Source organism: Bradyrhizobium sp. CCH5-F6, assembly GCF_001556045.1.
Classification (GTDB): Bacteria; Pseudomonadota; Alphaproteobacteria; order Rhizobiales; family Xanthobacteraceae; genus Bradyrhizobium.
In genome coordinates this window covers 1-25,496 of the sequence record NZ_LSIC01000083.1, presented here as the reverse complement: position 1 = coordinate 25,496, position 25,496 = coordinate 1, and the positions used below count along the sequence as shown (strand labels likewise).

The following is a 25,496-nucleotide window of genomic DNA, read 5'->3' as shown; positions in this document are numbered from 1 at the left end:
GCCTGCCTTGTCAGCTGCCTGTTGAGGCTTCGATCTTCGTTGAATCATTTGTCTTTTCAGCCGGCTCTTTGGTTTCGGAGGCCGGCTCTTTTGTTTCGTGGTTCTTGACGGATTCCGCAGCCGTTCGATCGGTTTCGGGCTTGGATGTCGTCCCGGTCGCTTGCTTGGCCGCCGGCGCCTGCTCGGCCGCCTCGGACTTCGCGGGTTGCCCCGAGATGGCAAAGCGCATCCGCATCCAGGCACCGCGCTGCCCTTCACGGAAGTCGGAGGCGTCCTTCAGCTCGATCCGCCCGCCATGGTCTTCCAGCACGCGGCCGACGATGGCCAGCCCCAACCCGGTGCCCTTGGCGCGCGTGGTGACGTACGGCTCGAGCAAGCGCGAACGCGCGACCTTTGGTAGTCCGATGCCGTTGTCGATCACATCGATCAGCACGTCGTCGCCCTCGCGTGACACCACGACGTCGATGCGGCCTTTGCCGAGCTCCTCCGGGGGGACCTGCTCGATTGCCTCGGTGGCGTTCTTGACGATGTTGGTGACCGCCTGCGAGATCAGCCGCCGGTCGAACTGCGCGCGGAGCGGATCGTCCTTGAACTCGGCCTCGATGTCGATCTCGGGATGGGCGACCTTCATCAGGAAGACGGCCTGCCGCACCGTGTCGGCGACGTCCTCGCCTTCCATCACCGGCTTCGGCATCCGCGCGAAACGCGAGAACTCGTCGACCATGCGCCTGATGTCGTCGACCTGACGCACGATGGTGTCGGTGCACTGGTCGAAGATCTGCTTGTCCTTGGCCTCGGTGATGTCCTTGCCGAACTTGCGGCGGATGCGCTCGGCGGAGAGCTGGATCGGCGTCAGCGGGTTCTTGATCTCGTGCGCGATGCGGCGCGCCACGTCGCCCCAGGCCGAGGTGCGCTGCGCCGAGACCAGCTCGGTGATGTCGTCGAGCGTGATGATGTGGCTGTCGTGCGGCTGGTTCTTCTCGGCGCTGACGCGAACGGACAGGTTGCGTTCCTGTCCGTCGCGGTTGATCGTGATCTGGCCCTGCACCAGGCGCTGGGTCCCTTCCCGCGCCGTCTTCATCATCTCGTCGAGTTCGGGCAACACTTCGGAAAGCGGATGACCGAGCGTCTCCGCTTCGGAGTGGCCGATCAGCTTCTCGGCGGAGCGGTTGAGGATGCCGACGCTGCCGGAGGCATCGACGCCGATGATGCCGGCGCTCGCCGAAGACAGCACGGCCTCGATGAAACGGCGGCGGCTGTCGATGAGGTCGCTGGCGTTGACGAGTTCGTCGCGCTGGCTGCGCAATTCCTGCGTCATCTTGTTGAAGGTCTCGCCCAGCTGGGCGAGATCGCCTTCCGACTGGTGTACCGGCACCTGGACGTGGAGATCTCCGGTCGAGACCGTCTGCGCCGCGTTCATCAGCCGCCGGATCGGCGAGACCAGCGAATTGGCGAAGTTGAGGCCGATCAGCACCGAGGCCATCAGAATGGTCAGCGCGATCACCGCGAACATCAGCGCGAAGGCGACCTGGATGCCGAGCCGGCGCGACTCGATCTGCGCGTATTCGGCGACGCTGACCTCGGTCTGCTTGAGCTGATGGACGACGTTCGGATCGAGAGGGCGGGCAACATAGAGGAAGGTGTCGTTGAAGGCGCGCAGGCGGATCACCGCGGCGACGAAGCTCGCGTCCGGCAGGACCGCGATCTCGGGCTCGTTCTCGTTGACGTTGCTGAGAAAGTCCGGCGCGGGCGGCGAATACGCCAGCCGCATGCCGGTGTCGGCGGATTCCAGGATGTTGGTGTTCTTGTCGATGATCATCGCGCCCGGCAAATTGCGCGAGGCGGCACTCGCCGTCAGCATCTCGCGAAACGAGCGGCGGTCCTGGTCGTAGAGCGGCCGGGCATGGGCGATGTCGTTGGCCATGCCGATGATGTCGCCACGGATCAGCTGTGCGTGGTCCTGCATATAGGCCCGGGCGATCGTCAGCGAGTTCTGGATCACCTCCTTGGTCGGGCCGGAGAACAGGCGGTCGAGGCCGCGCTCGATGGTGACGTTGGCGACGACGGCGACCAGCACCGCCGGCAGCACCGCCACGATCGAGAACAGGCTGACGATCTGGACGTGGAGGCGCGCTGCCGCCCTGCCCCGCCGCCGCGCCAGGATCAGCTGCCAGAGCTCGCGGATGATGATTCCGACCAGGAGCAGGATGGTGCCCGCGTTGATCAGGTAGAACGAGCGGACCACCTCCGGCGTCGGCTCGATCCTGGTCAGGCCGGTCAGGACCAGGAAGGTCAGGAGAGCCGACAGCAGCGCCAGAGCGACGGCAACGGGCGCCAGCCAGCGCCGCAGCGACCAGCGCTTGGGCTCTTCGGCTAGGGTCGTGTCAAAGTGTGCGGCCGAGGTGTCTGCGCTGGTCATTCCGGCAATGGCGATGCTGAAAACGGGCCCGCGATGGGCGGGTACTGATGTATTCGTACCACATTGTTGCCGAATTGCGACAATTCCGCGGCGCTTCGGTTGTCACTCATGGACGCCATCCACAACCACATGCCTAGTGGACGGGAACGGTTTCCCGCCATTCCGGCTTGACCCGGCATGGACAGGATATTTCTCGCAACAATGATCTCGGCCGTTCTTCTGCTGATCGTTGCCGCCGACCTCCTGGTCAACGGCCTTGGCCTGCAGCAGCCGCCGGCGAATGTCGCCAGCGTCGTGCCGGCATCCGGCGGCCTCGTCAGATAGACATGATGCCGCGTGTTGCGGCCGAATGATCAATTTGAATGTGAGAGCGGAACATTTCGATCCGATTCGGACTTCTGCTCACCGCGTCAGCCATAACGGCCAGCGCGATCCGGACAGGCTCAGCTCCACCTTGGTAGGGGGGAGCTGAGCCACCGTCGGCTTCGAGAGTTTAGCCCCCGCTCCGATAGACCTGGATGTCGAGGTCCCGGATCTTCTTCCGCAGCGTGTTGCGGTTGAGGCCGAGCAGGTCGGCGGCGCGGATCTGGTTGCCGCGGGTGGCGGCAAGGGCTGCGGTGAGCAGCGGCACCTCGATCTCCTTGAGAATGCGGTGATAGAGGCCGGGCGGCGGCACGCCGTTCGGAAAGCCCTGGAAGTGCGACGACAGATACGCCTCCACCGCGCCGCCCAGGTTGTCGACGCCCTGCTGGACCGCGGCACCCGGGCTGACCGAGGGCGGCGCGAGCTCGCCGTCGATGACGGACGCCGTGATCACGTCCTGGGGATAGAGCGCGGCAAGGCGCCGGGCGAGGTTTTCGAGCTCGCGCACGTTGCCGGGCCAGCGGTGCTGCTTCATCCGCTCCAGCGCCAGCGCATCCAGCTTCTTCGGCGGCAGGCCGTCCTTCTCGGCCAGCGTGAAGAAATGCCGCACGAGATCCGGCAGGTCCTCGATGCGCTCGCGCAACGGCGGCAGCCGCAGCGGCACGACGTTGAGCCGGAAGAACAGATCTTCGCGGAACAGGCCCTGCTGGATCAGCACGCGCAGATCCTTGTTGGAGGCCGCGACGATGCGCACGTCGGTCTTGATCGGCGTGCGGCCGCCGACGGTGGTGTACTCGCCCTGCTGCAAGACGCGCAGCAGACGGGTCTGCGCCTCCATCGGCATGTCGCCGATTTCATCCAGGAATAGCGTGCCGCCCTCGGCCTGCTCGAAGCGGCCGGAGGCGCGGGTGTTGGCGCCGGTGAAGGCGCCGCGTTCGTGGCCGAACAATTCGGACTCGATGAGGTCGCGCGGGATCGCGGCCATGTTGACCGCGACGAACGGGCCGTTCCGGCGCTTGCCGTAGTCGTGCAGCGCCCGCGCCACCAGCTCCTTGCCTGTGCCGGACTCGCCCGTGATCATCACGGTGAGATCGGTCTGCATCAGGCGCGCCAGCACGCGGTAGATTTCCTGCATCGCCGGCGAGCGGCCGACCAGCGGGATCGCCTCCATCTCGGCATCTTCGTCCGGCGTCGAGGTCCGCTCCTTCGGTTCGGCGAGCGCGCGGCCGACGATGGCGATCAGCTCCTTGAGGTCGAAGGGCTTCGGCAGATATTCGTAAGCCCCGCGCTCGGAAGCGCGGATCGCCGTCATGAATGTGTTCTGCGCGCTCATGACGATGACGGGCAGATTCGGCCGCATCTTCTTGATCCGCGGCAGCAGGTCGAACGCGTTCTCGTCGGGCATCACCACGTCGGTGATGACGAGATCGCCCTCGCCCTGGCTGACCCAGCGCCACAGCGTTGCGGCATTTCCGGTCAGCCGCACTTCGTAACCGGCGCGGGACAGGGCCTGATTGAGAACGGTGCGGATGGCGGTATCGTCATCGGCTACGAGAATGCTACCTGCGGGCATTGTTGATCCTCATTTTGCCCCCTGTGACGCAGGCGACGACTTCCCGGCAGAGTCGGCGCGACTGCTTTGATCGGCATGTTTCACCGATGTGGAATACATCGGCATCAGCACGCGGAAGGTGGTTTTGCGCGGCTGAGATTCGCATTCGATGATGCCCCCGTGATCGCCGACGATCTTGGCGACCAGCGCGAGGCCCAGACCCGAGCCCGTCTGCTTGGTGGTCACGAAGGGATCGAACAGGTTGGGCAGAAGATCGTCGGGCACGCCGGGTCCGTTGTCCTTCACGCAGAATTCGAGCGGAAGGGATACCCGGGACTTTTGACCGGGCACTGACAGGCGCACGCCGGGACGGAACGCGGTGGTGAGCTGGATCTCGCCGTCGGGCACGTCGATCAGCGCCTCTGCGGCGTTCTTCACGAGGTTGAGGAACACCTGAATGAGCTGATCCTGGTTCGCCAGCACCGGCGGCAGCGAGGGATCGTAGTCCTCGATGAAGCGGATGTTGCGGGCAAAGCCCGACTGCGCCAGCCGCTTCACGTGGTCGAGCACCGAATGGATGTTGACGGGACCGCGCACCACGGGCCGTTCGTCGCCGAACACCTCCATGCGGTCGACCAGCGTCACGATGCGGTCGGCCTCGTCGCAGATCAACCGCGTCAGCATTCGATCCTCGGACGAGGCCTGCTGCTCCAGGAGCTGCGCGGCGCCGCGGATGCCCGAGAGCGGATTCTTGATCTCGTGCGCCAGCATGGCTGCCAGCGCGATCACCGAGCGCGCGGCGCTGCGATGGGTGAGCTGGCGGTCCATCTTGTCGGCGATGGTGCGCTCCTGGAGCATCACCACGATATGGCCGGGCCGCTCGGTCAGCGGAGCCACGTGCAGATCGACCTGACGGTCGCCGCCCATGCGCGGCGTACCCAAATCGACCTTGTATTCGTTGACCGGCGAGTTCGACGAGCGCACCTGATCGATCAGCGCGAGCAAGGGGCTGCCGAACGGCACCAGCTCCTTCAGCGATTGCCGCTTCAGAAACTGCGTCGAGATCTCGAAGAATGCCTCGGTCGCGATGTTGGCGGCGACGATCTTGCCGTCCGGCCCGATCATCAGAACGGGATTGGGGAGCGCATCCAGGATTGCGTCGCTGTCGGACAGCTTGCGATGGTCGGCGGCGGAGCTCATGCTGCGGCGCTCCATGCGAAGTCGTCGAAGGCGTCTTGCAGCGAACTGTGAACGAGGCGCGGATCCTCCGAGATCAAGATCTTCCGGCGCCAGGATTTCAGCTTCTCGGCCGGCGCACGGCTCGCCTGCGCTGCGACATCGAGCGCCCATCCCAGATGCTTGCGGGCATGCTTCAATCCGATGCGCAGACCGTAGAGCGCGCAAACGCCATCATAGAGGGTGCGGACATAATGCAGCTGCGTTTCGAGCGAGGGCGTCGCTTCCTCGGCCCCGCCCTGCAGACGGCGGCCGATCTGACCAGGCAGCCAGGGCTGGCCCTGCGCGCCGCGGCCGATCATCACGGCGTCGGCGCCGGAGGCCTCCAAGGCAGCGAGCGCCTTCTCGTAGGATGTGATGTCGCCGTTGACGACGAGCGGAATGGCGATCGCTTCGCGCACGGCGCGGATCGCGTCCCAATCGGCCTCGCCCTTGTAGAACTGGCAGCGGGTGCGGCCATGGACGGTGACGAGCTTGACGCCGGCGGCCTCCGCGCGCCGCGCCAACTCCGGCGCGTTGCGTGTACGGTCGTCCCAGCCGAGCCGCATCTTCAGCGTCACCGGCACCTTCACCGCCGCGATCGTCGCATCGATCAGGCTGACGGCGTGGTCGAGGTCCCGCATCAGGGCCGAGCCGGACTGGCCGCCGGTCACGTGTCGGGCCGGACAGCCCATGTTGATGTCGATGATATCGGCGCCTTCGGCTTCGGCGATCCGGGCACCTTCCGCCATCCAGTGCGGCTCGCAGCCGGCGAGCTGGACCACATGGGGCCCGATACCCGTCGCTTCGCAGCGCAACCGGGACATCCGGTGGCCATTGGCGAGCTCGTCGCTCGCGGTCATTTCGGACACGACGAGACCGGCCCCAAGCTCGGCGGCCAGCCGGCGGACGGGCGAGTCAGTCACACCCGACATCGGCGCCAGGAAGACCGGGGTGGCGACTTCAATATCGCCTATTTTCAACGGCTTAGAGCCGGATACTGCCGAGCCGGTCACAGGGGTCTCGTTGACTAGGCAGGGCCTCATCGCGCCTGCCATGATCTATCTTGCGCACAATTCTTGTGCAGTCAAGCGTCATGCCTACAGTTTAGACAATTCTGCAGATCTTGCAAGTGCAGTGCAGCAAAATGCCGTTTCCCACAATCCGGGGAAACCCCCTTTTTTTGCGGCCCTGCCGTGCTAGAGGCATGCCGGAAATCACCCCCGACTCTTTCACCAAACTGAGTACTTGAGTCCTATGGCGAAATCACAACGCACGGCGGTCGTCCTCGTGGCGGCTGGACGCGGCCTGCGCGCCGGCGCCGGCGGGCCTAAACAGTATCGGGCGATCGGCGGCGTGCCCGTGATCAATCGCGCCATGGAGGCCTTCAGCCGGCACCCCGAGGTATCAGCGGTGCAGCCGGTGGTAAACCCCGACGACAGTGCCATGTTCATGGCCGCGGTCGCAGGGCTCGAACACGAGCCGCCCACCAGTGGCGGCGCGACACGGCAGGCATCAGTGCTCGCCGGCCTCGAAGCGCTCGCAAGGCACGCGCCCGACATCGTCCTGATCCACGACGCCGCACGTCCCTTCGTCTCGGCAGGCCTGATCTCCCGCGCGATCGAAGCTGCGAACCGCACCGGCGCCGCGATCCCCGTCATCGCCGTCACCGACACGATCAAGCTCACCGGAGAGAACGGCGATGTCGAAGGCACGCCGGACCGCGCGCGCCTCAGAGTCGCGCAGACGCCGCAATCCTTTCGTTTCGACGTCATCCTCGAGGCGCATCGTCGCGCGGCGAAGGAGGGACGCTCGGATTTCACCGACGATGCCGCCATTGCCGAATGGGCGGGATTGACGGTCGCAACCTTTGAAGGCGATGTTGCCAACATGAAGCTCACCACTCCCGAGGATTTCGTGCGCGAGGAAGCGCGCCTGGCCGCCCAGCTCGGCGACGTCAGGACCGGCACGGGCTATGACGTGCATGCCTTCGGCGACGGCGACCATGTCATGATCTGCGGCGTGCGCGTTCCGCACACGAAGGGTTTTCTCGCCCATTCCGATGGCGATGTCGGCCTGCATGCGCTGGTGGACGCCATCCTCGGAGCGCTGGCCGACGGCGACATCGGCTCGCACTTCCCGCCGAGCGATGCGAAGTGGAAAGGCGCCTCCTCCGACCAGTTCCTGAAATACGCCATCGAGCGAGTCGCCCAGCGCGGCGGCCGCGTCGCCAATCTCGAGGTGACGCTGATCTGCGAGCGGCCGAAGATCGGCCCGTTGCGCGATACCATGCGCGCCCGCATCGCCGAGATCTCCGGCGTCGACATCTCGCGCGTCGCCGTGAAGGCGACGACCAGCGAACGGCTCGGCTTCACCGGCCGCGAGGAAGGCATCGCGGCCACCGCGAGCGCCACCATCCGCCTGCCCTGGAGCGTCTAGGCCATGGGCGGCAGCGACGCACGCGCCCTCTCCCGCTCGCTGCTCGATCTGTGCCGGATGCGCAAGCTGACGATCGCGACCGCTGAGTCGTGCACCGGCGGCCTCGTCGCCGGCGCGCTGACCGACATTCCCGGCTCCTCCGACGTGATTGATCGCGGCTTCGTCACCTACTCCAACGACGCCAAGCGCGCGATGCTCGGCGTCGAGGCAGGCACGCTCGCCAATTTCGGCGCGGTCAGCAAGGAGACCGCAACCGCGATGGCGATCGGTGCACTGGAGCGTGCCGGCACCGATCTGGCGGTCGCCATCACCGGCATCGCCGGCCCCGGCGGTGCGACGCCCGGCAAGCCGGTCGGCCTCGTGCACTTCGCCGCCGCCGCGCGCGACGGCCGCATCATCCATCGCGAGCACCGCTTCGGCGCGATCGGCCGCAGCACTGTGCGCCAGCGCTCGGTGGTCGAGGCGCTGCGCCTCCTGATGGAGCTTGCGCGCGGCCCGCAAGCCCAGGCCAAGCCACGCCGCGAAGCCGTCAGCCGCCTGCGTCCGCGCGCGACACGCTCGCCGCGCCGGCACGCGGTGAAGCGCAGGCCGCCGCGTTCGCCGCGGGTCTGAATCGCCTCGCTTGGGGCTTGCGGGCGATCATCCGGATCGTGGCCATTGCAGCCCTGGCTTTTCTCCTGGCGGGCTGCCTTGGAAGCGCCTCAGCCCATCGCGAGCAGCGCGCTCGCATGATCGAGCACCCGCTGCTTGACCGCATCGGCATCGGATGGCTTCACCTTCGCACTCACGGTCAATTCCACGAGGGGCGCGGCCGGGTCGGCGGCGATCACCTTCGATACGTTGACCGCCGGGGCAGCCCGCTCGTCAATGAGCGGATCCTCACGCAGCTCCTTCAGGATCTGGGCAGCGAGCGCATTGGCCGAGCCGGCCCTGACAGGAAAGGCCACCTTGACCTCGCCTGTGCCAGGATAGGCGCTGCGGTTGATGATGGCCGCGCCCCATACTTGTCCGTTGGGCAAGAGGATCTGCGTGTTGTCGGGCGCGACCAGCTCGGTCATGAACAGCGACAAGGATCTCACCTTGCCCGCCCTGCCGGCGACCTCGACATCATCGCCGATGTGAAACGGCCGAAACAACAGCAACATGACGCCGGCGGCGAGATTGGAGAGCGTGCCCTGTAACGCCAGACCTATGGCGAGCGATGTGGCGCCGAGCACGGCAACGAGGCTTGCAGTCTGTATACCAAACAGCTGCAGCACGGCGATGCCGACCACCGCGAGCACGGCGTAGCGAACTACGCTGGCGACGAACAAGGTCACCAGCGGATCGACACGATGCGTAACGCTCAAGACACGGGTCACGAGCCGCTGCATCGCGCCGGACAGATACCAGCCGACCGCCAGCAGCAGGATCGCGTAGATCGCGTTCAAGCCATACAGAACGAGCGATGCTTTGAGCGTGTCGAAATTGATGGTCATGGCGACTCCGACCCGGACAACCCGAAGAGAACCCGCAACGACGCAAAATGATCCCGATGGGAAAGCTCGCGAGTCTGTCAAACTCGATCGAGATCGCCGATGCACGAGCCACGACCAAACGTCATCAGCGCGCCCGATCTTGCGCGAGAAAATAATGGTGCAATAATGCCGTTCTACGTTGGGCTCCGGAATCAACCACCAACATCGTGGAGGGCGACGAAATTGTTCGCTCGCGCCGTGGCTTCGGCCGTCGTGATCGTCACTATGGCCACCATCGATGGTCCGGCCGCGCAAACCGCCAACCAGCCGCCGGACACGATGGCGGCGCGGGTCGAGGCCTGCACGCCCTGTCACGGCAACAAAGGTGAAGGCACCAGCGACGTCTATTTCCCGCGCCTTGCCGGCAAGCCGGCCGGTTATCTCTACAATCAGCTCCTCGCCTTCCGAAGCGGCCGGCGCAAATATCCGCCGATGAACTATTTGCTGGAGTTCTTGCCCGATCCCTATCTGGAGGCGATGGCGGAGTATTTTGCCAGCGAGCACCCGCCACTGCCGCCACCGGCGCCGACGGAGGTCAGCAAGGACGTGCTGGCGCTGGGAGAGACGCTCGCCATCAGCGGCGATGCCGGCCGCAATATTCCGGCCTGCGTGAGCTGCCATGGCCCCGGACTGACCGGTATGCAGCCCGGCATCCCCGGCCTCTTGGGCTTGCGCACCGCCTATATCAGCGCCCAACTCGGTGCCTGGCGTTACGGCACGCGTACGGCGAAGTCGCCCGATTGCATGCAGCTGGTTGCGGGTCATCTGACCGAGGCCGATGTCACTGCTGTTTCTGCCTGGCTCGCGACACGGCCGGCACCAGCCAATCCGGCTCCGGTCCCGAAAGGCACCTACGCGCTGCCCTTCGGCTGCGGCAGCCAGCCCAACTGACGAGGCAGATGATGGGCTCGAAACTATCGATCAAGCGCTTGTCGATCAAATTCCTGGCTCTTGCCGCGCTCACCACTGCTGTGCAGGCGCAGGACAAGACTCAAGACAAGTCCAGCGACATCATCACACGCGGCGAATATCTCGCCCGTGCCGGCGATTGCACCGCCTGTCACACCGCGCCGGAGGGCCGCCTGTTCGCTGGCGGCCGTGCCATGCCGACCCCATTCGGCACGCTCTACACCTCCAACATTACGCCTGATACCGAGACCGGGATCGGCAAGTGGAGTGCGGACGATTTCTACAAGACAATGCACAGCGGCCGCTTCCCGGATGGCGGGCTTATCTATCCGGCGATGCCGTTTGCGTCCTACACCAAGGTCACGCGCGCCGACAGCGACGCGATCTACGCGTATTTGCGCTCGATCCCGCCGGTCAGCCAGAAGAACAAGCCGCACGAGTTGCGTTTCCCTTATGACAATCGCCAGCTCATCCTCGGCTGGCGCACGCTTTTCTTCAGTGAAGGTGAGTTCAAGCCGGATCCGACGAAGTCGGTGGAATGGAATCGCGGCGCCTACCTTGTCGAGGGTCTCGGCCATTGCGGCATGTGCCATTCGCCCATCAACGCGCTCGGCGGGACCTCCCAATCGGAAGCCTTCAAGGGCGGCCTGATCCCGATGCAGAATTGGTACGCGCCCTCGCTCACGTCAAATCGCGAGGCGGGGCTCGGCGACTGGAGCATCAAGGACATCACGGACCTGCTCCAGACCGGTGTTTCCATGCGCGGCGTCGTCTACGGCCCGATGGCCGAGGTCGTCCACAACAGCCTGCAATATCTCACTGACGAGGACACCAGGGCGATGGCGGTGTATCTCAAGAGCATCGCAGAGCCCTCGCCTCCGCCGCCGGCGAGAACGACGCTGCCGACGACCGAGAGCAGCCTGCTGATCAGCCTCGGCAAGACCGTTTACGACAAGAACTGCGCGAGCTGTCACGGCACGCAGGGCGAAGGCAAGCCGCCGCACTGGCCGCCGCTTGCCAACAACCAGTCGATCGAGATGCAGTCGGCGGTCAATCCGATCCGCATGGTCCTCAATGGGGGCTATCCGCCTGGCACCAAGGGCAATCCGATGCCCTACGGCATGCCGCCTTTCGCAGGCCTTCTGTCCGACAACGAGATCGCAGCCGTCGTCTCCTACATCCGGACCGCCTGGGGCAATCGCGGCACGCCGGTCTCGGCGCGCGAGGCCAACGAACTGCGCTCCGCACCGCTGAACTGAGAGACGCCAGGAATCCGTTATGATCAATTCCGATCCGCCGACCAGCCCAGCCGCCGCCGACCAGGCGGTCGAAGAGGTCGTCGCGCAGGGGCCGTCCGGCGCGATCGTGCTCGCCGGCATCGCCACGGCCTGTGTGGTCGCGATGTGGCTGGCGTTCTATCTGTTCGTGTTCCTGCCGCGTGGTCCGCTGCAATGAGCGTAGAGGAAACCCAGCACGGCAGCGCCGAGGTCGCGGCCCGCGTCGAGCGGCGCTGGGCGACCATTTCCGTGATCATCATCGTCGGCATGGCGCTGCTCGCCGCATTTGCCGGCATACACCGCGCGACCATGCCGCAGCCGCGCGTCGAGACCACCGATCCATCGCGACTGCATCTCTCCGGCGAATTCGTCGAGAGCAATCTCGGTAGCGTGCTTGAAACCAATGGCAATGTGACCGTGCGGGCAATCGGCCAGCAATATTCTTTCACACCGGCCTGCATCCTTGTGCCCGCGGACACGCCGATCACGCTGCGCGCCACCAGCGCCGACGTCGTGCACGGCATCCTGATCCAGGGCACCAACGTCAACACGATGCTGGTGCCGGGCTACATCTCCGAGCAGCCCATGCGCTTTGCGAAGACCGGCGACTATCTGATGCCTTGCCAGGAGTTTTGCAGTTTCGGCCACGAGGGAATGTGGGGCAAGGTCAAGGTGATCGACAAGACTGAATTCGCCGATCGTGCAAAGGGCGGCGGGAGGTTGAGCTGTGTTGGCCAATAGGAAGCTCATCCTCGCCCATTTCTGGCTGGCCTTTGCCGTGTTCGGCATCGCGCTCACGCTCGGCGCCTGGCAGATGTTCATCCGCAGTCCGATCGGCACCTGGCTGTCCAATCCCGAGCTCTATTACCGTTCGCTGACCGCGCACGGCACGGTGATGGGCTATGTTTTCCCGACCCTGGTCGCGATGGGTTTCGGCTACGCCATCAGCGAGTCCGCGCTGGCGCAGCGTCTGGTCGGCGTACGCTGGGCCTGGGCCGGATTCTGGCTGATCGTCGCCGGCAGCATCATGGCGCTGATCCCGATCGCGCTCGGCCGCGCCTCGGTGCTCTACACCTTCTATCCGCCGCTGATCGGTAACGTCTTCTACTATGTCGGCGTGGTGCTGGTCGTGGTGGGCTCCTGGATCTGGGTCGCGCTGATGTCGATCAACCTGCGCGTCTGGCGCAAGGCCCACCCCGGCGCGCCGGTGCCGCTGGCGATGTTCGCCAATGTCGCCGGCTCGTATTTGTGGGCCTGGACCGCGGTCGGTGCCGCGCTCGAGCTGCTGTTGCAGATCATTCCGGTCGCAGCGGGGCTGAAGAACACCATCGATGCCGGCCTCGCCCGCGTGTTCTTCTCCTGGACGCTGCACGCCATCGTCTATTTCTGGCTGATGCCGACCTACATCGCTTATTACACCATCGTGCCGCGCGCGATCGGCGGCCGCGTCTATTCCGACACCATGGCGCGGATATCCTTCATCCTGTTCCTTGTGGTGGCGATGCCGATCGGCATGCACCACACCTTTGCCGATCCGCAAGTCGGCGCCGGCTTCAAGTTTATCCATTCGGCCTTCACGGCGCTGGTGGCGTTGCCGACATTGCTGACGGTGTTCACGATCTGCGCCTCCGTCGAGATCGCCGCACGTCTGCGCGGCGGGCGCGGCCTGTTCGGCTGGATCAGGGCCCTGCCCTGGGACAATCCGATGATGCTTGCCCTGGCCTTCTCCTTCGTCATGCTCGGTTTCGGCGGTGCCGGCGGTCTCATCAACATGAGCTATCAGCTCGATGCGTCCATCCACAACACGCAGTGGATCACCGGACATTTCCACCTGATCTTCGGCGGCGCCATCGTGATCATGTATTTTGCGATCGCCTATGATCTTTGGCCGCATCTGACCGGCCGCGAGCTGATCGATCTCCGGCTGATCCGCACCCAGCTCTGGCTGTGGTTCGTCGGCATGATGGTCACGACCTTCCCGTGGCACTGGGTCGGCATTCTGGGCATGCCGCGCCGCATGGCCTATTTCGACTTCAGCGATCCCGCGATCGCGCCGCAGGCGCTGTCCGTCACCCTTTCGGCGATCGGCGGCTTCATCCTGCTGGCATCAGGCATCCTCTTCCTGGTCATCCTGGCGCGCGGCATGCGCGCACCGCAGACCGATGCCGGCCCGTATCGCTTTGCGCTGGCCGTGCACCAGCCCGCGACCGTGCCGGTCGCGCTCAACACGCACGCATTGTGGGTGGCGCTGATGATCGCGCTCACCCTCACCAATTACGGCTACCCGATCCTCACGCTGGCGCTGAACGAGGGTACCTCGGTGCCGGCCGTCTATGTGGGAGCGCAGTGATGGGCACGCGCGACCTCTTTACCCATCGTAACAGTCATTTCAGGATTGGCGTCGGGATCACTGCCGCGATCCTGATCGTCACGGCGATCGCCGGCTTCATCGTGCTGCCTTTCGCGCAGCCCTGGGTGCAGTTCGCCAATGTCTGGGACGCGATCTGCAGCGCCGCCGGCGTGCCGCAGCGCGCGCCAACCGTGAAGGCGCCCGAACAGGCAAAACGCCTGTCCGAGGTCGTGCTCACCTCGCACACGCTGTCGCGTCCGAGCCAGGAGGCGATCGGCCGCGGCGCGACGCTGGCACAGCGCTGCGCCATCTGCCATGGCCCGACCGGCATCAGCCGCGCGGACTCGCCCAATCTCGCCGGACAGTACGCCGCCGTCATCTACAAGCAGTTGCACGATTTCCGCTCCGGAGCGCGCACCAATGCCGTGATGTCGCCGTTCACGATCAACCTGACCGATCAGGAGATCGCCGATCTCTCGATGTACTACGCCTATCTGCCGCGGCTTCCGGCCTACCACCCGACGCCGCAGCTGCCGAAACCCAACATCGTCATCTACGGCGCGCCGATGCGCGGAATCGCTCCCTGCGGCTCCTGCCATGGCAGCCTCGACAACAAGGTCGGCAGCCCGTGGCTGGAGGGGCAGTCCGAGGCCTACATGAAGGCGCAGCTCCAGGCCTTCGCCTCCGGCGAACGGCGCAACGACATCAGCCAGCAGATGCGCAACATCGCGCGCGCGATGACGCCGCAGGAGATCGAGCAGGCCGCAGCATACTACGCCTCGCAGCCCCCCGATGTGGTGAAGGCTGTGGATTGAGGGGCGCGCCTGCCTCCTCGTCGTCATTGCGAGCGCAGCGAAGCAATCCAGAATCCCTCCGCGGAAAGACTCTGAATTGCTTCGTCGCGTCGCTCCTCGCAATGACGGTTGAGAGAGCGTGCCCCGTCGAGACTACGACGACGCCAGCTTCGGCCGGCCGTAGATCGCATCGGCCCGCTTCTCGAAGGCGGTGGAAAACCGCGCGAACGCGGCGTCGAACATCGAGCCCATCAGCATCGCGAGCATGCGGCTCCTGAACTCGTAGGAGAGGAAGAATCCGACGTCGCAGACGCCCTCGCCCTTGGGCTCGAACGTCCAGCGATTTTCGAGGTTGCTGAAGGGGCCTTGCAGATATTCGACCAGAATCTTCAGATTGGCGCGGTCGAGCGTCACGCGGCTGGTGAAGGATTCCTTGATCAGCTTGAACGACACGGTCATGTCGGCGACCAGCACCTCGGTGCCGTCGGGCTTCGCCATGCGCTGGCGCACCTTGAGCGCGCTGCACAGCGGCACGAATTCCGGGTAGCGCTCGACGTCGGCGACCAGATCAAACATCTCGGATGCGCTGTGACTGACACGGCGCTTGCTCGAAAATTGGGGCATGGCGATTCAGCGGGCGTTAGCTGCCCGCGCGACCTTCAGTCTCGCAAAGTCCTCGCCGGCGTGATGCGACGAGCGGGTCAGCGGGCTCGCCGACACCATCAGGAAGCCCTTGGTGTAGGCGACCTTCTCATAGGAAGCGAACTCGTCGGGCGGCACATAGCGCATCACGGCGTGGTGCTTGCGGGTCGGCTGGAGGTACTGGCCGATGGTCAGGAAATCGACCTCGGCCGAGCGCAGGTCGTCCATCACTTGGAGCACCTCGTGGCGCTCCTCGCCGAGGCCGACCATGATGCCGGACTTGGTGAAGATGGTGGGATCGAGCTCTCTGACCCGCTGCAGCAGCCGGATCGAGTGGAAATAGCGCGCTCCGGGTCGCACCGTGAGATAGCGCGACGGCACGGTCTCCAGATTGTGGTTGAAAACGTCCGGCTTCGCCGCGACCACGATTTCGAGTGCCCCCTCCTTGCGCAGGAAGTCCGGCGTCAGGATCTCGATCGTGGTCGTGGGGCACGCGGCCCGGATCGCGCGGATGGTCTGGGCAAAGTGCTCGGCGCCGCCGTCTGCGAGATCATCGCGGTCGACGGAGGTGATGACGACATGGGCAAGGCCGAGCTTGGCGACTGCCTCGGCGACGTTCTGCGGCTCGGCCGCATCCAGCGCATTCGGCAGGCCGGTCTTGACGTTGCAGAAGGCGCAGGCCCGGGTGCAGGTGTCACCCATGATCATGAAGGTCGCGTGCTTCTTGTCCCAGCACTCGCCGATGTTCGGGCAGCCCGCCTCCTCGCACACGGTGTGCAGGCCGTTCGCCCGCACGATGTTGCGGGTGTCGGCATAGCCGCGGGTGTTGGGCGCGCGCACGCGAATCCAGTCCGGCTTCGGTGGCGAAGCGGAATCGGGCTTATTCACCTTTTCGGGGTGGCGCGGGCGCAGCGGGTTCGAGATGGTATCGACGATAACGACCATGGGGTGTCCGGTCTGTTCAGGTTCTACCTAGTCGGTCTGGCCCGGCATCGCAACCCGGCTCGCCCCGCTTCAGGGAACATGGCAGATATGGGCAATATCCTGCTCTGTTCTCAGGCGATTCTCACCTCGAATGGCTCCAGTCTCGAAACCCTCCACACCGCGCCTCGGCAAAGCCCTGAAGCGCGCCTTTTTCGCACGCAGCGTGCATGAGGTGGCGCCTGACCTCATCGGCGCCACCATGCTGGTCGACGGCGTCGGCGGGATCATCGTCGAGGTCGAGGCCTATCATCATACCGACCCGGCCGCGCACTCCTATCGCGGACCGACGCCACGGAACCAGGTGATGTTCGGCCCGCCCGGCTTTGCCTATGTCTATCGCTCCTACGGCATCCACTGGTGTGTGAACTTCGTCTGCGAGGAGGAAGGCTCGGCCAGCGCCGTGCTGATCCGCGCACTGGAGCCGACGCACGGCTTGGCCGCGATGCGCCGGCTCCGGCATCTCCAGGATGCGCATGCGCTGTGCTCGGGTCCGGGAAAGCTGACCGAGGCGCTCGGCATCACCATCGCGCATAATGCCCTGCCGCTGGACCGGCCGCCGATCGCGCTGCATGCGCGGACCGAAGACTTCGAGGTCGCAACAGGCATCCGGATCGGCATCACCAAGGCCGTCGAGCTGCCCTGGCGCTACGGCATCAAAGGCTCGAAGTTCCTCAGCAAGCCGTTTCCGAAGTGACCGTCATTCCGGGGCGGCTCGCAGAGCCGAACTCCGGTGCGCAATTGCGCACCTGAGAATCTCGAGATTCCGGATTCGATGCTGTGCATCACTCCGAAATGACGACGAGCTCACGACGCCTGCTTCAAGCGCTCCTGGGCCTCAAGCAGCTTCGCCTTGCGCGCCAGCGCCGCCTCGCGCTTTTCGCGCTCCTCCTCGACGACCTCTTCGGCCGCATTGGCGACGAACTTCTCGTTCGCCAGCTTGGACTCGGCGCGCTTGATGTCGGCGTCGGCCTTGCCGATCTCCTTGTCGAGGCGCGCGCGCTCGGCGGCGACGTCGATCACGCCCTTCAGCGGCAGCGCGGCCACCTCGCCGCGCACGAGCAACTGAACCGCACCGTCGGGCGCGCGGTCGGCGAAGGAAATATCCGACAGCCGCGCCATGCGCTTGATGACGTCGGTCCAGCGCGGCGCGCGCTCCCGCGTCTCGGCCGAAGCGCCGGCGAGCACCAGCGCCGTCAGCGTGGCCGGCGGGATGTTCATCTCGGCACGCACCGAGCGGATCTGGGTGACGAGATCGATCACCCAACCAATCTCGGCCTCGGCCGCGGGATCGGTGAAGTCGGCATGATCGAAGATCGGCAGCACCCAGGCCGGCGAAACGAGCGCATCGGTCGGTTCCGCCGTCGCCGCCAGCATCGCGAGCTGCTCCGGCGTCGGCTCGGACGGCTTCAGCGGCCACGGTGCCAATGCGAGCAAGCCCTCGCGCCTGGCCGTCACCTCCCACAACTCCTCGGTGATGAAGGGCATGAAGGGGTGCAGCAGCTTGAGGATCTCGTCGCGCGCCCAGGCGACCATGGCCCGGGTCTCGTCCTTGGCGGGACTGTCGGGACCGAGCAGCACCGGCTTTGCGAGCTCGACATACCAGTCGCAATAGACGTTCCAGACGAAGCGATAGATGCTGCCCGCGGCGTCATTGAACCGATAGGCTTCGATCGCCTCGGTCACCTCGCGCGTGGTGTGCGCGGTCTCATGCGCGATCCAGCGGCTCAGCGTCTCCTTCACCTTCGCCGGCTCGAAATCTTCAGGCACGGCGCAATGGTTCATCTCCGCGAAGCGACAGGCGTTCCAGAGCTTCGTCGCGAAATTGCGGTAGCCCTCGACGCGGCTGGTGGCGAGCTTGATGTCGCGGCCCTGTGCCGCCATCGCGGCCAGCGTGAAGCGCAGTGCGTCGGCGCCGTATTCGTCGATCAGGTTGAGGGGATCAATGACGTTGCCCTTCGACTTCGACATCTTGGCGCCCTTCTCGTCGCGGACGAGGGCGTGGATGTAGACCGTCGAGAACGGCACCTCCTTCATGAAGTGCAGGCCCATCATCATCATGCGGGCGACCCAGAAGAAGATGATGTCGAAGCCCGTCACCAGCGCGTTGGTCGGGTAGTAGCGCTGCACCTCGGGCGTATCGTCGGGCCAGCCCAGCGTCGAGAACGGCCACAGCGCCGAGGAGAACCAGGTGTCGAGAACGTCCTCGTCACGCGTGATGAAGCCTTCGCGCTTGTTGCGGTCGAGCGCCATCTCGCGCCCCTGCTCCGGCGTGATGACTTCCTGCTCGACGTAATAGCCGAGCGCGTGACTGACGGCCTCCTCTTCGGTCTCGGCGACGAACACCTTGCCATCCGGACCGTACCAGGCCGGGATCTGGTGACCCCACCAGAGCTGGCGCGAGATGCACCAGGGCTGGATGTTCTCCATCCACTCGAAATAGGTCTTTTCCCAGTTCTTCGGCACGAACGTGGTTTCGCCCGAACGCACCGCCGCGATCGCGGGCCTGGCCAGCGTCTTGGCGTCGACATACCACTGGTCGGTCAGGTACGGCTCGATCACGCTGTTCGAGCGGTCACCATGCGGCACCATGTGGGTGTGCGGCTCGATCCGCTCGACGAAGCCGAACGATTCCAGCCGCTCGACGATGCGCTTGCGCGCCACGAAGCGGTCGACCTTGTGGAACTCCTCGGCGAACTGCGAGGCGCCCTCCGGCAGGTCACGCAAATAATCCTCGTTGTCGACGAGATCCAGGCACCCTTCCTTGTCGAGCACGCTGATCCGCCGCAGGCCGTGGCGATTGCCAACCTCGAAATCGTTGAAGTCGTGCGCCGGCGTGATCTTGACCGCGCCGGAACCCTTCTCCGGATCGGAGTATTCGTCGGCGACGATCGCAATCTTGCGGCCGACCAGCGGCAGGATCACGTTCTTGCCGATGAGATTCTGATAGCGATCGTCCTCGGGATGCACGGCAACGCCGGTGTCGCCGAGCATGGTCTCGGGCCGCGTGGTGGCGACGACGATGAAGCTCGACGGATCGTCGGGATTGAAGGTCTTGCCCTCGATCGGATAGCGCAGATACCAGAGGTGGCCCTTGACCTCGACCTGCTGCACCTCGAGATCGGAGATCGCGGTCAAGAGCTTGGTGTCCCAGTTCACCAGCCGCTTGTCCTTGTAGATCAGCCCCTCGCGGTGCAGCTCGACGAACACCTTGACCACGGCCTTCGACAGGCCCTCGTCCATGGTGAAGCGCTCGCGCGACCAGTCGCAGGAGGCGCCGAGACGCTTGAGCTGGTTGATGATGGTGTCGCCGCTCTCGGCCTTCCACTGCCAGACGCGCTCGAGAAATTTCTCGCGGCCCATCTCGCGACGGCCGGGCTGCTGACGCTCCATCAGCTGGCGCTCGACCACCATCTGGGTGGCGATGCCGGCGTGGTCGGTGCCGGGCTGCCACAGCACGTCGCGGCCGCGCATGCGCTCGAACCTGCACAGGATGTCCTGGAGCGTGTTGTTGAGCGCGTGGCCCATGTGCAGCGAGCCCGTCACGTTCGGCGGCGGGATCACGATGGTAAAGGGCACGGCATCGCGGCGGTCGGGGCGGCCGGCCTTGAAGGCAAGGCTGTCCTCCCACACCACGGACATGCGGGCTTCGATATCGGCGGGCTGGTAATTTTTCTCGATCATGGGGCGCTAGAAAGCCGCGCGAGGGAGCCAAGTCAACGAAAAGGTCAGCGCAGACGGGCTTTCGGCGATCGACGAACCCAATATGGCGTGCGGGCGGGGCTATATCAGGGCCGCGCGGCCTGCGGCCCTATCTGCCGCCGCGCGAGACCCGCTCGATTTCGGCCTTCACGATGCGTTCAACGAGGCCCGGCAGGTTGTCGTCCAGCCAGGACTTCAGCATCGGTCGCAACATTTCCTTGACCAGATCCTCCAGCGTCCGCGCGTTGCTGCTGAGCACCGTGTGGGCCAAGGAATTGAAAGCGGATTCGACCGCGGAAACCGTCGATTGCGCGAGGATCGGCTGCTGCGGCGGCAGCGGCGGGGCGTCAAAGTCCACCGGCGCATAGGACGGTGGCGGCGTGGGCCGCGGCGGCGGTTCGGCGAATTCGAGATCGTCGCGCGGGTCGACCTTGCGGAAGCTGGGCGGCGGCGGCGGAGGCGTCGGATCCACCGCCATATCGTCCGTCAATTCGAGCACGTCGGGTTCGGGTTCGGGCTCCGGCTCGGGAGCGCGGACCTCGGGCGCAGGTGTGGCGGCGTCGAGCCCCGCCAGCAGCGCGTCGATATCGTCCTGGTTGTTGGTTGCGTCCGCCGCGGGCGCGGGTGGCGGCGGCGGAGCCGGTTTCGCAACTGGCGGCGCAGGCTTCTCGGCAGCAGGTTTTGCGGGCGCGACCTTCGATGGCGGAATGTCGTTCATGGCCGGGGGCTTCGGCGGCGCGACGGGCGCTGCGGGTTTGGCGGCCTCTGCCGGCGGGGGCTTTGCCTCATCGTCGGCGATGATGCGCCGGATCGAGGCCAGAATCTCCTCCATCGAGGGTTCTGTGACCTTTGCAGGCTGCGTCATCTGCGACTCCACATCATCAACGCCCTCGCATGCGCTGTTTTACCACCAAGCACGACGGGATTGGCCGGTTCCGGACGGGAAGCCCGTCATTTTCGTCGCGGCAGCCCGACTTGTCCCCAGATCACGGCTCAACGTGCAGCGGTGCGTCCCTGCCCCAGCACTCAACCCGTTACGCACACGACATCAACGCGGGGCGAATCGACCCGCATCATCTTGGCAAGGCTATGTCAGGGATTTTGACGATTGCAAGCAAAGCACCGGTCGACCTCGGGTGTTCGCGAGGTCGACCGGATGATTGCGGGGATCAGCGCCCGTCGGGCGTGCGCACGCCCGCCCAGCTGTCGCGGACCTGATGATAGTGAACGCTGGGGTCGTAGGTCGTCGTCGGCAGGCCAAGGACCTGCGGCGATAGACGGCCGACGGCACTCAGCACGGAATAGGACGCAACAACGCGATCGTGCTGTGCGGTGACGAGTGCGACACGCGCATTGACCAGCGCCTGCTGCGCGTTGAGCACGTCGAGCGTGGTGCGCTGGCCAGCCTTGGCCTCTTCACGGACGCCGTTCAACGCGATCTCCGAGGCGGTGACCTGTGCCTGTGCGGACTGCACCTGTGCCTTGCTGGCCTGCAACTGGCCCCAGGCCTGCACGACGGTGGCACGAGCCTGATCGCGTGTCGTCTCCAGGTTGAGGCGCTGTTGCGCAAGATTCTCCTTGGACTGACGAATAAGCGCGTATTCAGCGCCACCCTGATAGATCGGAGCCGAGATCTGCGCGACCGCAGAGGCTCCGAACGAGCGGTATTGAATCAGGGACTGCTCGAAGGACTGGGTGACGGATGCTTGCAGGGTGACCGTGGGAAGCAGCGCGCCTTCGTTGATCTTCACCTGAAGATAATTAACGTCGATACCGTACATGCCCGCTGTCACGTTGGGGTTCTCGACGAGCGCGAGCTCGATCGCGGCTGCGAGCGTCGGAGGCAGGAACCGATCGACGGGCGAGCCCGGGGCGAGGTTCGTCGGCTCGTTACCGATGATGCGCCGGAAGTTCGCCCGCGTCGTGGTCAGATTCGCTTCGGCAGTGAGCGCCTGCGTCTTGCCGGCAGCCAGTTGCGCCTCCGATTGCGCGACGTCGGTGCGTGTTACTTCGCCGACGTTGAAGCGGTCGCGGGTCTGCTTCAGCGTCTGCTCGAGCACGCGCACGTTGCTGCGCTGGACTTCCAGCGTGGCGGCGTCGCGCAGATAATCCATGTACGTCGTCGCGGCCTGGAGCAGCAGGCTCTGGTCAAGCACGCGCAAACCTTCGCGGGCTCCGGAAACCTGGCTTTCGGCGGCGCGAGTCCGGTTGGCAGTCTGGTTGCCATTGTACAATGTCTGGGACGCGGTCAGTCCCACGCTGCGCGGATAGCCGGTCCCGTTGATGGGGTCGCTGTTGCTGGCGCTCTTGAAGTCCGAGTATTGGTAACCAGCACTCGCCGTCAGCGAAACCCTCGGGCGATAGCCCGACAAGGCCTGAGGCACGTTTTCGTCAGTCGAGCGCACCTGGGCACGCTGCGCGTTGAGCTGCGGATTGTTCTGATAGGCGCGCACCAGCGCTGCCTCGATCGTATCCGCCAAGGCAGGCGTCGGCCCGGCAAGCGCCAGCAGCAGGACCGAAACAGCAGCTCCGGTGAAGAGCTTCACCCCATGCATCCCTGAAATTCCGTTCATTCTAACGTCCGGCTCGTGCCCGCGAGCTGGGTTACCGTCTACGAGTGGAGTCGTTGCCCCGTCGCAACATAGGACGCGGTCAAGCGCGACGGAACTACCTGAGGGTGGTTCCCAGTGGAAACTCTTCACGTGCAGCATCCCGGCCACACTTCTGATTCAGAACGGGATTTTAACGGGCTTTGGCCTCAGAAGACGAAGGCTGCCGCCCGTTCCAGCCCGGGCAGGACCGGGGCTGCGGCGTCGAACAGCGCCCGATGGCCGAATTCGCCGTGGGTGCGGGTCACGATGGTGGCGCGCGGCGGCCTGGATTCGGCCGAAACTCCCACCAGACGCCCGCCTTCCTTCAGCTGCCCGAGCAAAGCTTCCGGCATGACTTCGGCCGCACCGTTCAGGACGATCACGTCATAGGGCGCAGCAGAAGGGTCACCGTCGGTGCAGGCGACCGCCTTGCAGGAGACATTGGCAAGCCCCAGGGCGGCGAAGGCGTCCCTGGCCTTGGTGGCCAAAGCCGCATCGCATTCGGTCGCGGTGACCTGCCGCGCGAGCTTGGCGGTCAGCGCGGCGAGGTAGCCGCTGGCACAGCCGACGACCAGCACGCTGTCCCCTTCGCCGATTTCGGCGGCCTGGAGCAGCTTGCCGGTCAGCGCCGGCTTTATCAGGAACCGCTTGGCGCCGCCTTCGCTGACGTCGAGGTCGACGTCGAGGTAAGCCAGTGCCTGGCGGCCCGCCGGCACGAAGGCCTCGCGCGGAACCGTGAGCATGGCATCGAGAACACGACGGTCGGTGACGTCACTGGTGCGCACCTGGCCATCGACCATCTTTTGGCGCGCGGTCGAAAAACCGGACATGAGCGGACCCTGCAATGCGGACGATGCCGCGAAGGAAATTCGCGGCATCTTTGGAACATGCTTGGTCAAAACGCAACATGGCCGTTGGCCATGATCAGGCGTCCGCAACTCCTCCAATCGACCGGCCGGCCAGTCTCATTCGATCGCCACTGCAAGGCGGCCGATCAGAGCGGCGACCTCGTCCAGCCGCGCCGAATCCTGCGTCTCGACCGCGCGCGCCAGACGGGCGAGGCATTCGTCGTCGCTGAGCTCGGGAACGCCAGGGGGTAGAATCGAGGGGGCCATGTGAGAGCGGTCGACCTGGATGTCTGGCATGGGAATCAGCTCCATGAATGTCCGGCAAGATCGATGCTCGTTGTGAATTGAGTCGATTTGGCGCCGCACGCATGGCCTGCGCGTGCCCGCGCACACTTGTGATTTGAGGGCCGATTGCGCGCCTGAATCGTCGATCCGGGGTTCAAGGATCAGGACAAGAAGGTCTGACGTCGCCTGAGAATGCGAGCGCAAATCCTTGAATTGTAAAGAAAATTTGGCTCCCCGGGCTGGATTCGAACCAGCGACCATCCGATTAACAGTCGGATGCTCTACCGCTGAGCTACCGAGGAAAAGGCGAACCGTTCGTTCGCGCGCGGCTGCGTATAACAAAGCCGCTTGCGCTTGCAAAGGACGAATTCGTCGTCATCCGCAACGCTCCCAAGGAGGGGGCTGGAATGACCCCTCCTCCGGTCATGTCGGCCAGAAGCACTATTCCGCGAGGAACGAGGTGGTCTTGGTACCGGAGTCGTAGCGCAAGCGGAGCGCAGTGAGCTTGCAGAGGTTGACGTTTTTCCACAGCACTGCCTCGTCGTAGTTATGCCAGTCGACGCGGATGTTCCAGACGCAGCCTTCGTCGTCATCGTCGAACTCGACATAGGTGCTGGCCTGGTTCTGCAACACCTTGTCGAGCTCGTTGTCCCATTCGTCCAGGCCATCGTCCGGCCCATTGAAGCCCAGAAATTTGATGGCATAGCCGGTCTCGTTGACGACCGTGACGTTGCGGGCATCGGCCGCAAGAGACGGTGCGGCGACGATCGAAAGGCCGATGGCGATGAGTCCGGCGAGAAAGTGCTTCATGTGAAATTGCTCCGATCGAAACAGGTCCCGGCGCCTGACGTCGCTCGACGCAGGCGCCGCGGCGAACAAGGCGTTGCCTCAAGGCTCGTCCGGAGCGAGATCGAACGGCTCAACACACGATCGATCCGCGCTCCGGAACGTCGCGCGACGCGAGACGCGCCCAGCCTGTCTATCGATTCGAATTCTCCGCAGCAATGAACGGGCGTTCATAGATCGGCGGCGCTTGCTTTCTCCGGCACCGGCGCCGGCACGGCCGCGCCGTTGCTCTTGCCCGTCACGGCGCCAACCAGAGCCTTGACGGGATCGTCGTCCGGCGTAAAGCCGCTCTGGCGCAGGATCTCGTCGATCATCGGGCGCAGCGCGTGCACCTTCAGGAGCTCACCGGCAAGCCCTTCGCCGAAGCCGACATTGCCGGCGCCGGCACCATTGCCGTTGCCGCCGAACGCACCGCCGGTGTGCAGGATGCGGACATCCTTCAGGTTCGCGATTGGCTTCACCATCTCGGCGAGTGCCGACGGCATGGTCTCGATCCGCTTCTTGGCGATCTCGAAATCGATCACGTTGCTGCCGAGCTTGTTCTGAGCCTCGTTCTTCATCGTTATAACGGCGGCCTCGGCTTCACCGATGTTGCGGACGCCGACAGCCTTGATCTTGTTGGACTCGGCTTCGGCAGTAGCCAATGTCGTGATGGCTTCGGCGCGGTCTAGCGCCGCCTTCTTCTCGGCTTCGGCAGCGACGATCACCTCGGTCGATTTGCGCTCGGCCTCGGTACGGGCGGCCAGCACCTGGGTGAGGCGGGCGC

At 65.0% G+C, this 25,496-nt stretch carries 24 protein-coding genes and 1 tRNA gene; 10 read left to right on the top strand and 15 right to left on the bottom strand.

Annotated features, from left to right (window positions below; genetic code table 11):
- Positions 1-10: 10 nt before the first annotated feature.
- Complete coding sequence (locus tag AX729_RS15300) at positions 11-2,419, bottom strand: sensor histidine kinase (RefSeq protein WP_061024401.1); 2,409 nt, start codon at positions 2,417-2,419, stop codon at positions 11-13.
- A 201-nt stretch (positions 2,420-2,620) separates the two neighbouring features.
- Between AX729_RS15300 and AX729_RS41515 the strand changes: the two genes are divergently transcribed.
- Positions 2,621-2,743, top strand: a complete 123-nt coding sequence (locus AX729_RS41515) for a hypothetical protein (protein WP_283807803.1) — start codon at positions 2,621-2,623, stop codon at positions 2,741-2,743.
- A gap of 169 nt (positions 2,744-2,912) precedes the next feature.
- Here AX729_RS41515 and ntrC read toward each other — a convergent pair whose 3' ends face one another.
- From ntrC to dusB, 3 genes are read right to left on the bottom strand one after another with little or no spacing between them, the layout of a single operon-like run.
- Entirely contained in the window at positions 2,913-4,355 is a 1,443-nt protein-coding gene (ntrC, locus tag AX729_RS15295) for a nitrogen regulation protein NR(I) (RefSeq protein WP_061024399.1), read from the bottom strand.
- 9 nt (positions 4,356-4,364) lie between these two features.
- A complete protein-coding gene (locus AX729_RS15290; RefSeq protein WP_061024498.1) occupies positions 4,365-5,534 on the bottom strand; it encodes a two-component system sensor histidine kinase NtrB in 1,170 nt (389 codons plus the stop codon).
- Positions 5,531-6,532, bottom strand: a complete 1,002-nt coding sequence (gene dusB / locus AX729_RS15285) for a tRNA dihydrouridine synthase DusB (RefSeq protein ID WP_197433607.1) — start codon at positions 6,530-6,532, stop codon at positions 5,531-5,533. Before dusB ends, AX729_RS15290 begins: the two co-directional genes overlap by 4 nt.
- Before the next feature lie 274 nt (positions 6,533-6,806).
- On the opposite strand from dusB, the gene AX729_RS15280 reads away from it, so the two are divergent.
- Both AX729_RS15280 and AX729_RS15275 read left to right on the top strand, forming a co-directional pair.
- Entirely contained in the window at positions 6,807-7,988 is a 1,182-nt protein-coding gene (locus AX729_RS15280) for a bifunctional 2-C-methyl-D-erythritol 4-phosphate cytidylyltransferase/2-C-methyl-D-erythritol 2,4-cyclodiphosphate synthase (protein ID WP_061024394.1), read from the top strand.
- A 3-nt stretch (positions 7,989-7,991) separates the two neighbouring features.
- Positions 7,992-8,600 (top strand): CinA family protein, encoded by a 609-nt coding sequence (locus AX729_RS15275; RefSeq protein ID WP_061024391.1) that lies wholly within the window; start codon positions 7,992-7,994, stop codon positions 8,598-8,600.
- 89 nt (positions 8,601-8,689) lie between these two features.
- Here AX729_RS15275 and AX729_RS15270 read toward each other — a convergent pair whose 3' ends face one another.
- The gene (locus AX729_RS15270) at positions 8,690-9,466 is read right to left on the bottom strand and encodes a mechanosensitive ion channel family protein (protein ID WP_061024389.1); all 777 of its coding nucleotides are present in this window, start codon (positions 9,464-9,466) and stop codon (positions 8,690-8,692) included.
- Between the two features lie 222 nt (positions 9,467-9,688).
- Here AX729_RS15270 and AX729_RS15265 point away from each other — a divergent pair, with 222 nt between their 5' ends.
- From AX729_RS15265 to AX729_RS15245, 6 genes are read left to right on the top strand one after another with little or no spacing between them, the layout of a single operon-like run.
- Positions 9,689-10,396, top strand: coding sequence for a c-type cytochrome (locus AX729_RS15265; RefSeq protein WP_061024388.1), 708 nt, complete (start codon positions 9,689-9,691; stop codon positions 10,394-10,396).
- A gap of 8 nt (positions 10,397-10,404) precedes the next feature.
- Positions 10,405-11,673: a c-type cytochrome gene (locus tag AX729_RS15260; RefSeq protein WP_061024386.1), complete on the top strand. Its 1,269-nt coding sequence runs from the start codon at positions 10,405-10,407 to the stop codon at positions 11,671-11,673.
- A gap of 19 nt (positions 11,674-11,692) precedes the next feature.
- Entirely contained in the window at positions 11,693-11,869 is a 177-nt protein-coding gene (locus tag AX729_RS40490) for a hypothetical protein (RefSeq protein WP_018641890.1), read from the top strand.
- Positions 11,866-12,432 (top strand): cupredoxin domain-containing protein, encoded by a 567-nt coding sequence (locus tag AX729_RS15255; protein WP_061024383.1) that lies wholly within the window; start codon positions 11,866-11,868, stop codon positions 12,430-12,432. Before AX729_RS40490 ends, AX729_RS15255 begins: the two co-directional genes overlap by 4 nt.
- Positions 12,419-14,041, top strand: a complete 1,623-nt coding sequence (locus AX729_RS15250) for a b(o/a)3-type cytochrome-c oxidase subunit 1 (RefSeq protein ID WP_061024381.1) — start codon at positions 12,419-12,421, stop codon at positions 14,039-14,041. Before AX729_RS15255 ends, AX729_RS15250 begins: the two co-directional genes overlap by 14 nt.
- Positions 14,041-14,856 carry a c-type cytochrome gene (locus tag AX729_RS15245; RefSeq protein ID WP_061024378.1) on the top strand — a complete coding sequence of 272 codons (816 nt, stop codon included), beginning with the start codon at positions 14,041-14,043 and terminating at the stop codon, positions 14,854-14,856. Before AX729_RS15250 ends, AX729_RS15245 begins: the two co-directional genes overlap by 1 nt.
- Before the next feature lie 132 nt (positions 14,857-14,988).
- On the opposite strand, the gene AX729_RS15240 is transcribed toward AX729_RS15245, so the two are convergent.
- Positions 14,989-15,459: a type II toxin-antitoxin system RatA family toxin gene (locus AX729_RS15240; protein WP_061024377.1), complete on the bottom strand. Its 471-nt coding sequence runs from the start codon at positions 15,457-15,459 to the stop codon at positions 14,989-14,991.
- A gap of 6 nt (positions 15,460-15,465) precedes the next feature.
- On the bottom strand, positions 15,466-16,422 hold the full coding sequence (gene lipA, locus AX729_RS15235) for a lipoyl synthase (RefSeq protein ID WP_061024375.1): 957 nt from the start codon (positions 16,420-16,422) through the stop codon (positions 15,466-15,468).
- A gap of 130 nt (positions 16,423-16,552) precedes the next feature.
- Here lipA and AX729_RS15230 point away from each other — a divergent pair, with 130 nt between their 5' ends.
- Entirely contained in the window at positions 16,553-17,155 is a 603-nt protein-coding gene (locus AX729_RS15230; RefSeq protein WP_061024374.1) for a DNA-3-methyladenine glycosylase, read from the top strand.
- Positions 17,156-17,265: 110 nt separating this feature from the next.
- Here AX729_RS15230 and AX729_RS15225 read toward each other — a convergent pair whose 3' ends face one another.
- The 8 genes from AX729_RS15225 to AX729_RS15190 form a co-directional block, all read right to left on the bottom strand.
- Positions 17,266-20,142, bottom strand: a complete 2,877-nt coding sequence (locus AX729_RS15225; RefSeq protein WP_061024372.1) for a valine--tRNA ligase — start codon at positions 20,140-20,142, stop codon at positions 17,266-17,268.
- A gap of 127 nt (positions 20,143-20,269) precedes the next feature.
- Positions 20,270-21,025: a PopZ family protein gene (locus tag AX729_RS15220; protein ID WP_061024497.1), complete on the bottom strand. Its 756-nt coding sequence runs from the start codon at positions 21,023-21,025 to the stop codon at positions 20,270-20,272.
- Positions 21,026-21,329: 304 nt separating this feature from the next.
- The gene (locus AX729_RS15215) at positions 21,330-22,715 is read right to left on the bottom strand and encodes a TolC family outer membrane protein (RefSeq protein WP_061024370.1); all 1,386 of its coding nucleotides are present in this window, start codon (positions 22,713-22,715) and stop codon (positions 21,330-21,332) included.
- Between the two features lie 203 nt (positions 22,716-22,918).
- On the bottom strand, positions 22,919-23,581 hold the full coding sequence (locus AX729_RS15210) for a protein-L-isoaspartate O-methyltransferase family protein (RefSeq protein WP_061024495.1): 663 nt from the start codon (positions 23,579-23,581) through the stop codon (positions 22,919-22,921).
- Between the two features lie 135 nt (positions 23,582-23,716).
- On the bottom strand, positions 23,717-23,896 hold the full coding sequence (locus tag AX729_RS15205; protein ID WP_061024492.1) for a hypothetical protein: 180 nt from the start codon (positions 23,894-23,896) through the stop codon (positions 23,717-23,719).
- A gap of 215 nt (positions 23,897-24,111) precedes the next feature.
- A tRNA-Asn gene (locus AX729_RS15200) sits at positions 24,112-24,186 on the bottom strand.
- A gap of 139 nt (positions 24,187-24,325) precedes the next feature.
- Positions 24,326-24,694 carry a hypothetical protein gene (locus tag AX729_RS15195; protein ID WP_061024367.1) on the bottom strand — a complete coding sequence of 123 codons (369 nt, stop codon included), beginning with the start codon at positions 24,692-24,694 and terminating at the stop codon, positions 24,326-24,328.
- Positions 24,695-24,900: 206 nt separating this feature from the next.
- The coding region (locus AX729_RS15190; protein ID WP_283807802.1) for a flotillin domain-containing protein at positions 24,901-25,496 on the bottom strand (596 nt) is incomplete at its 5' end.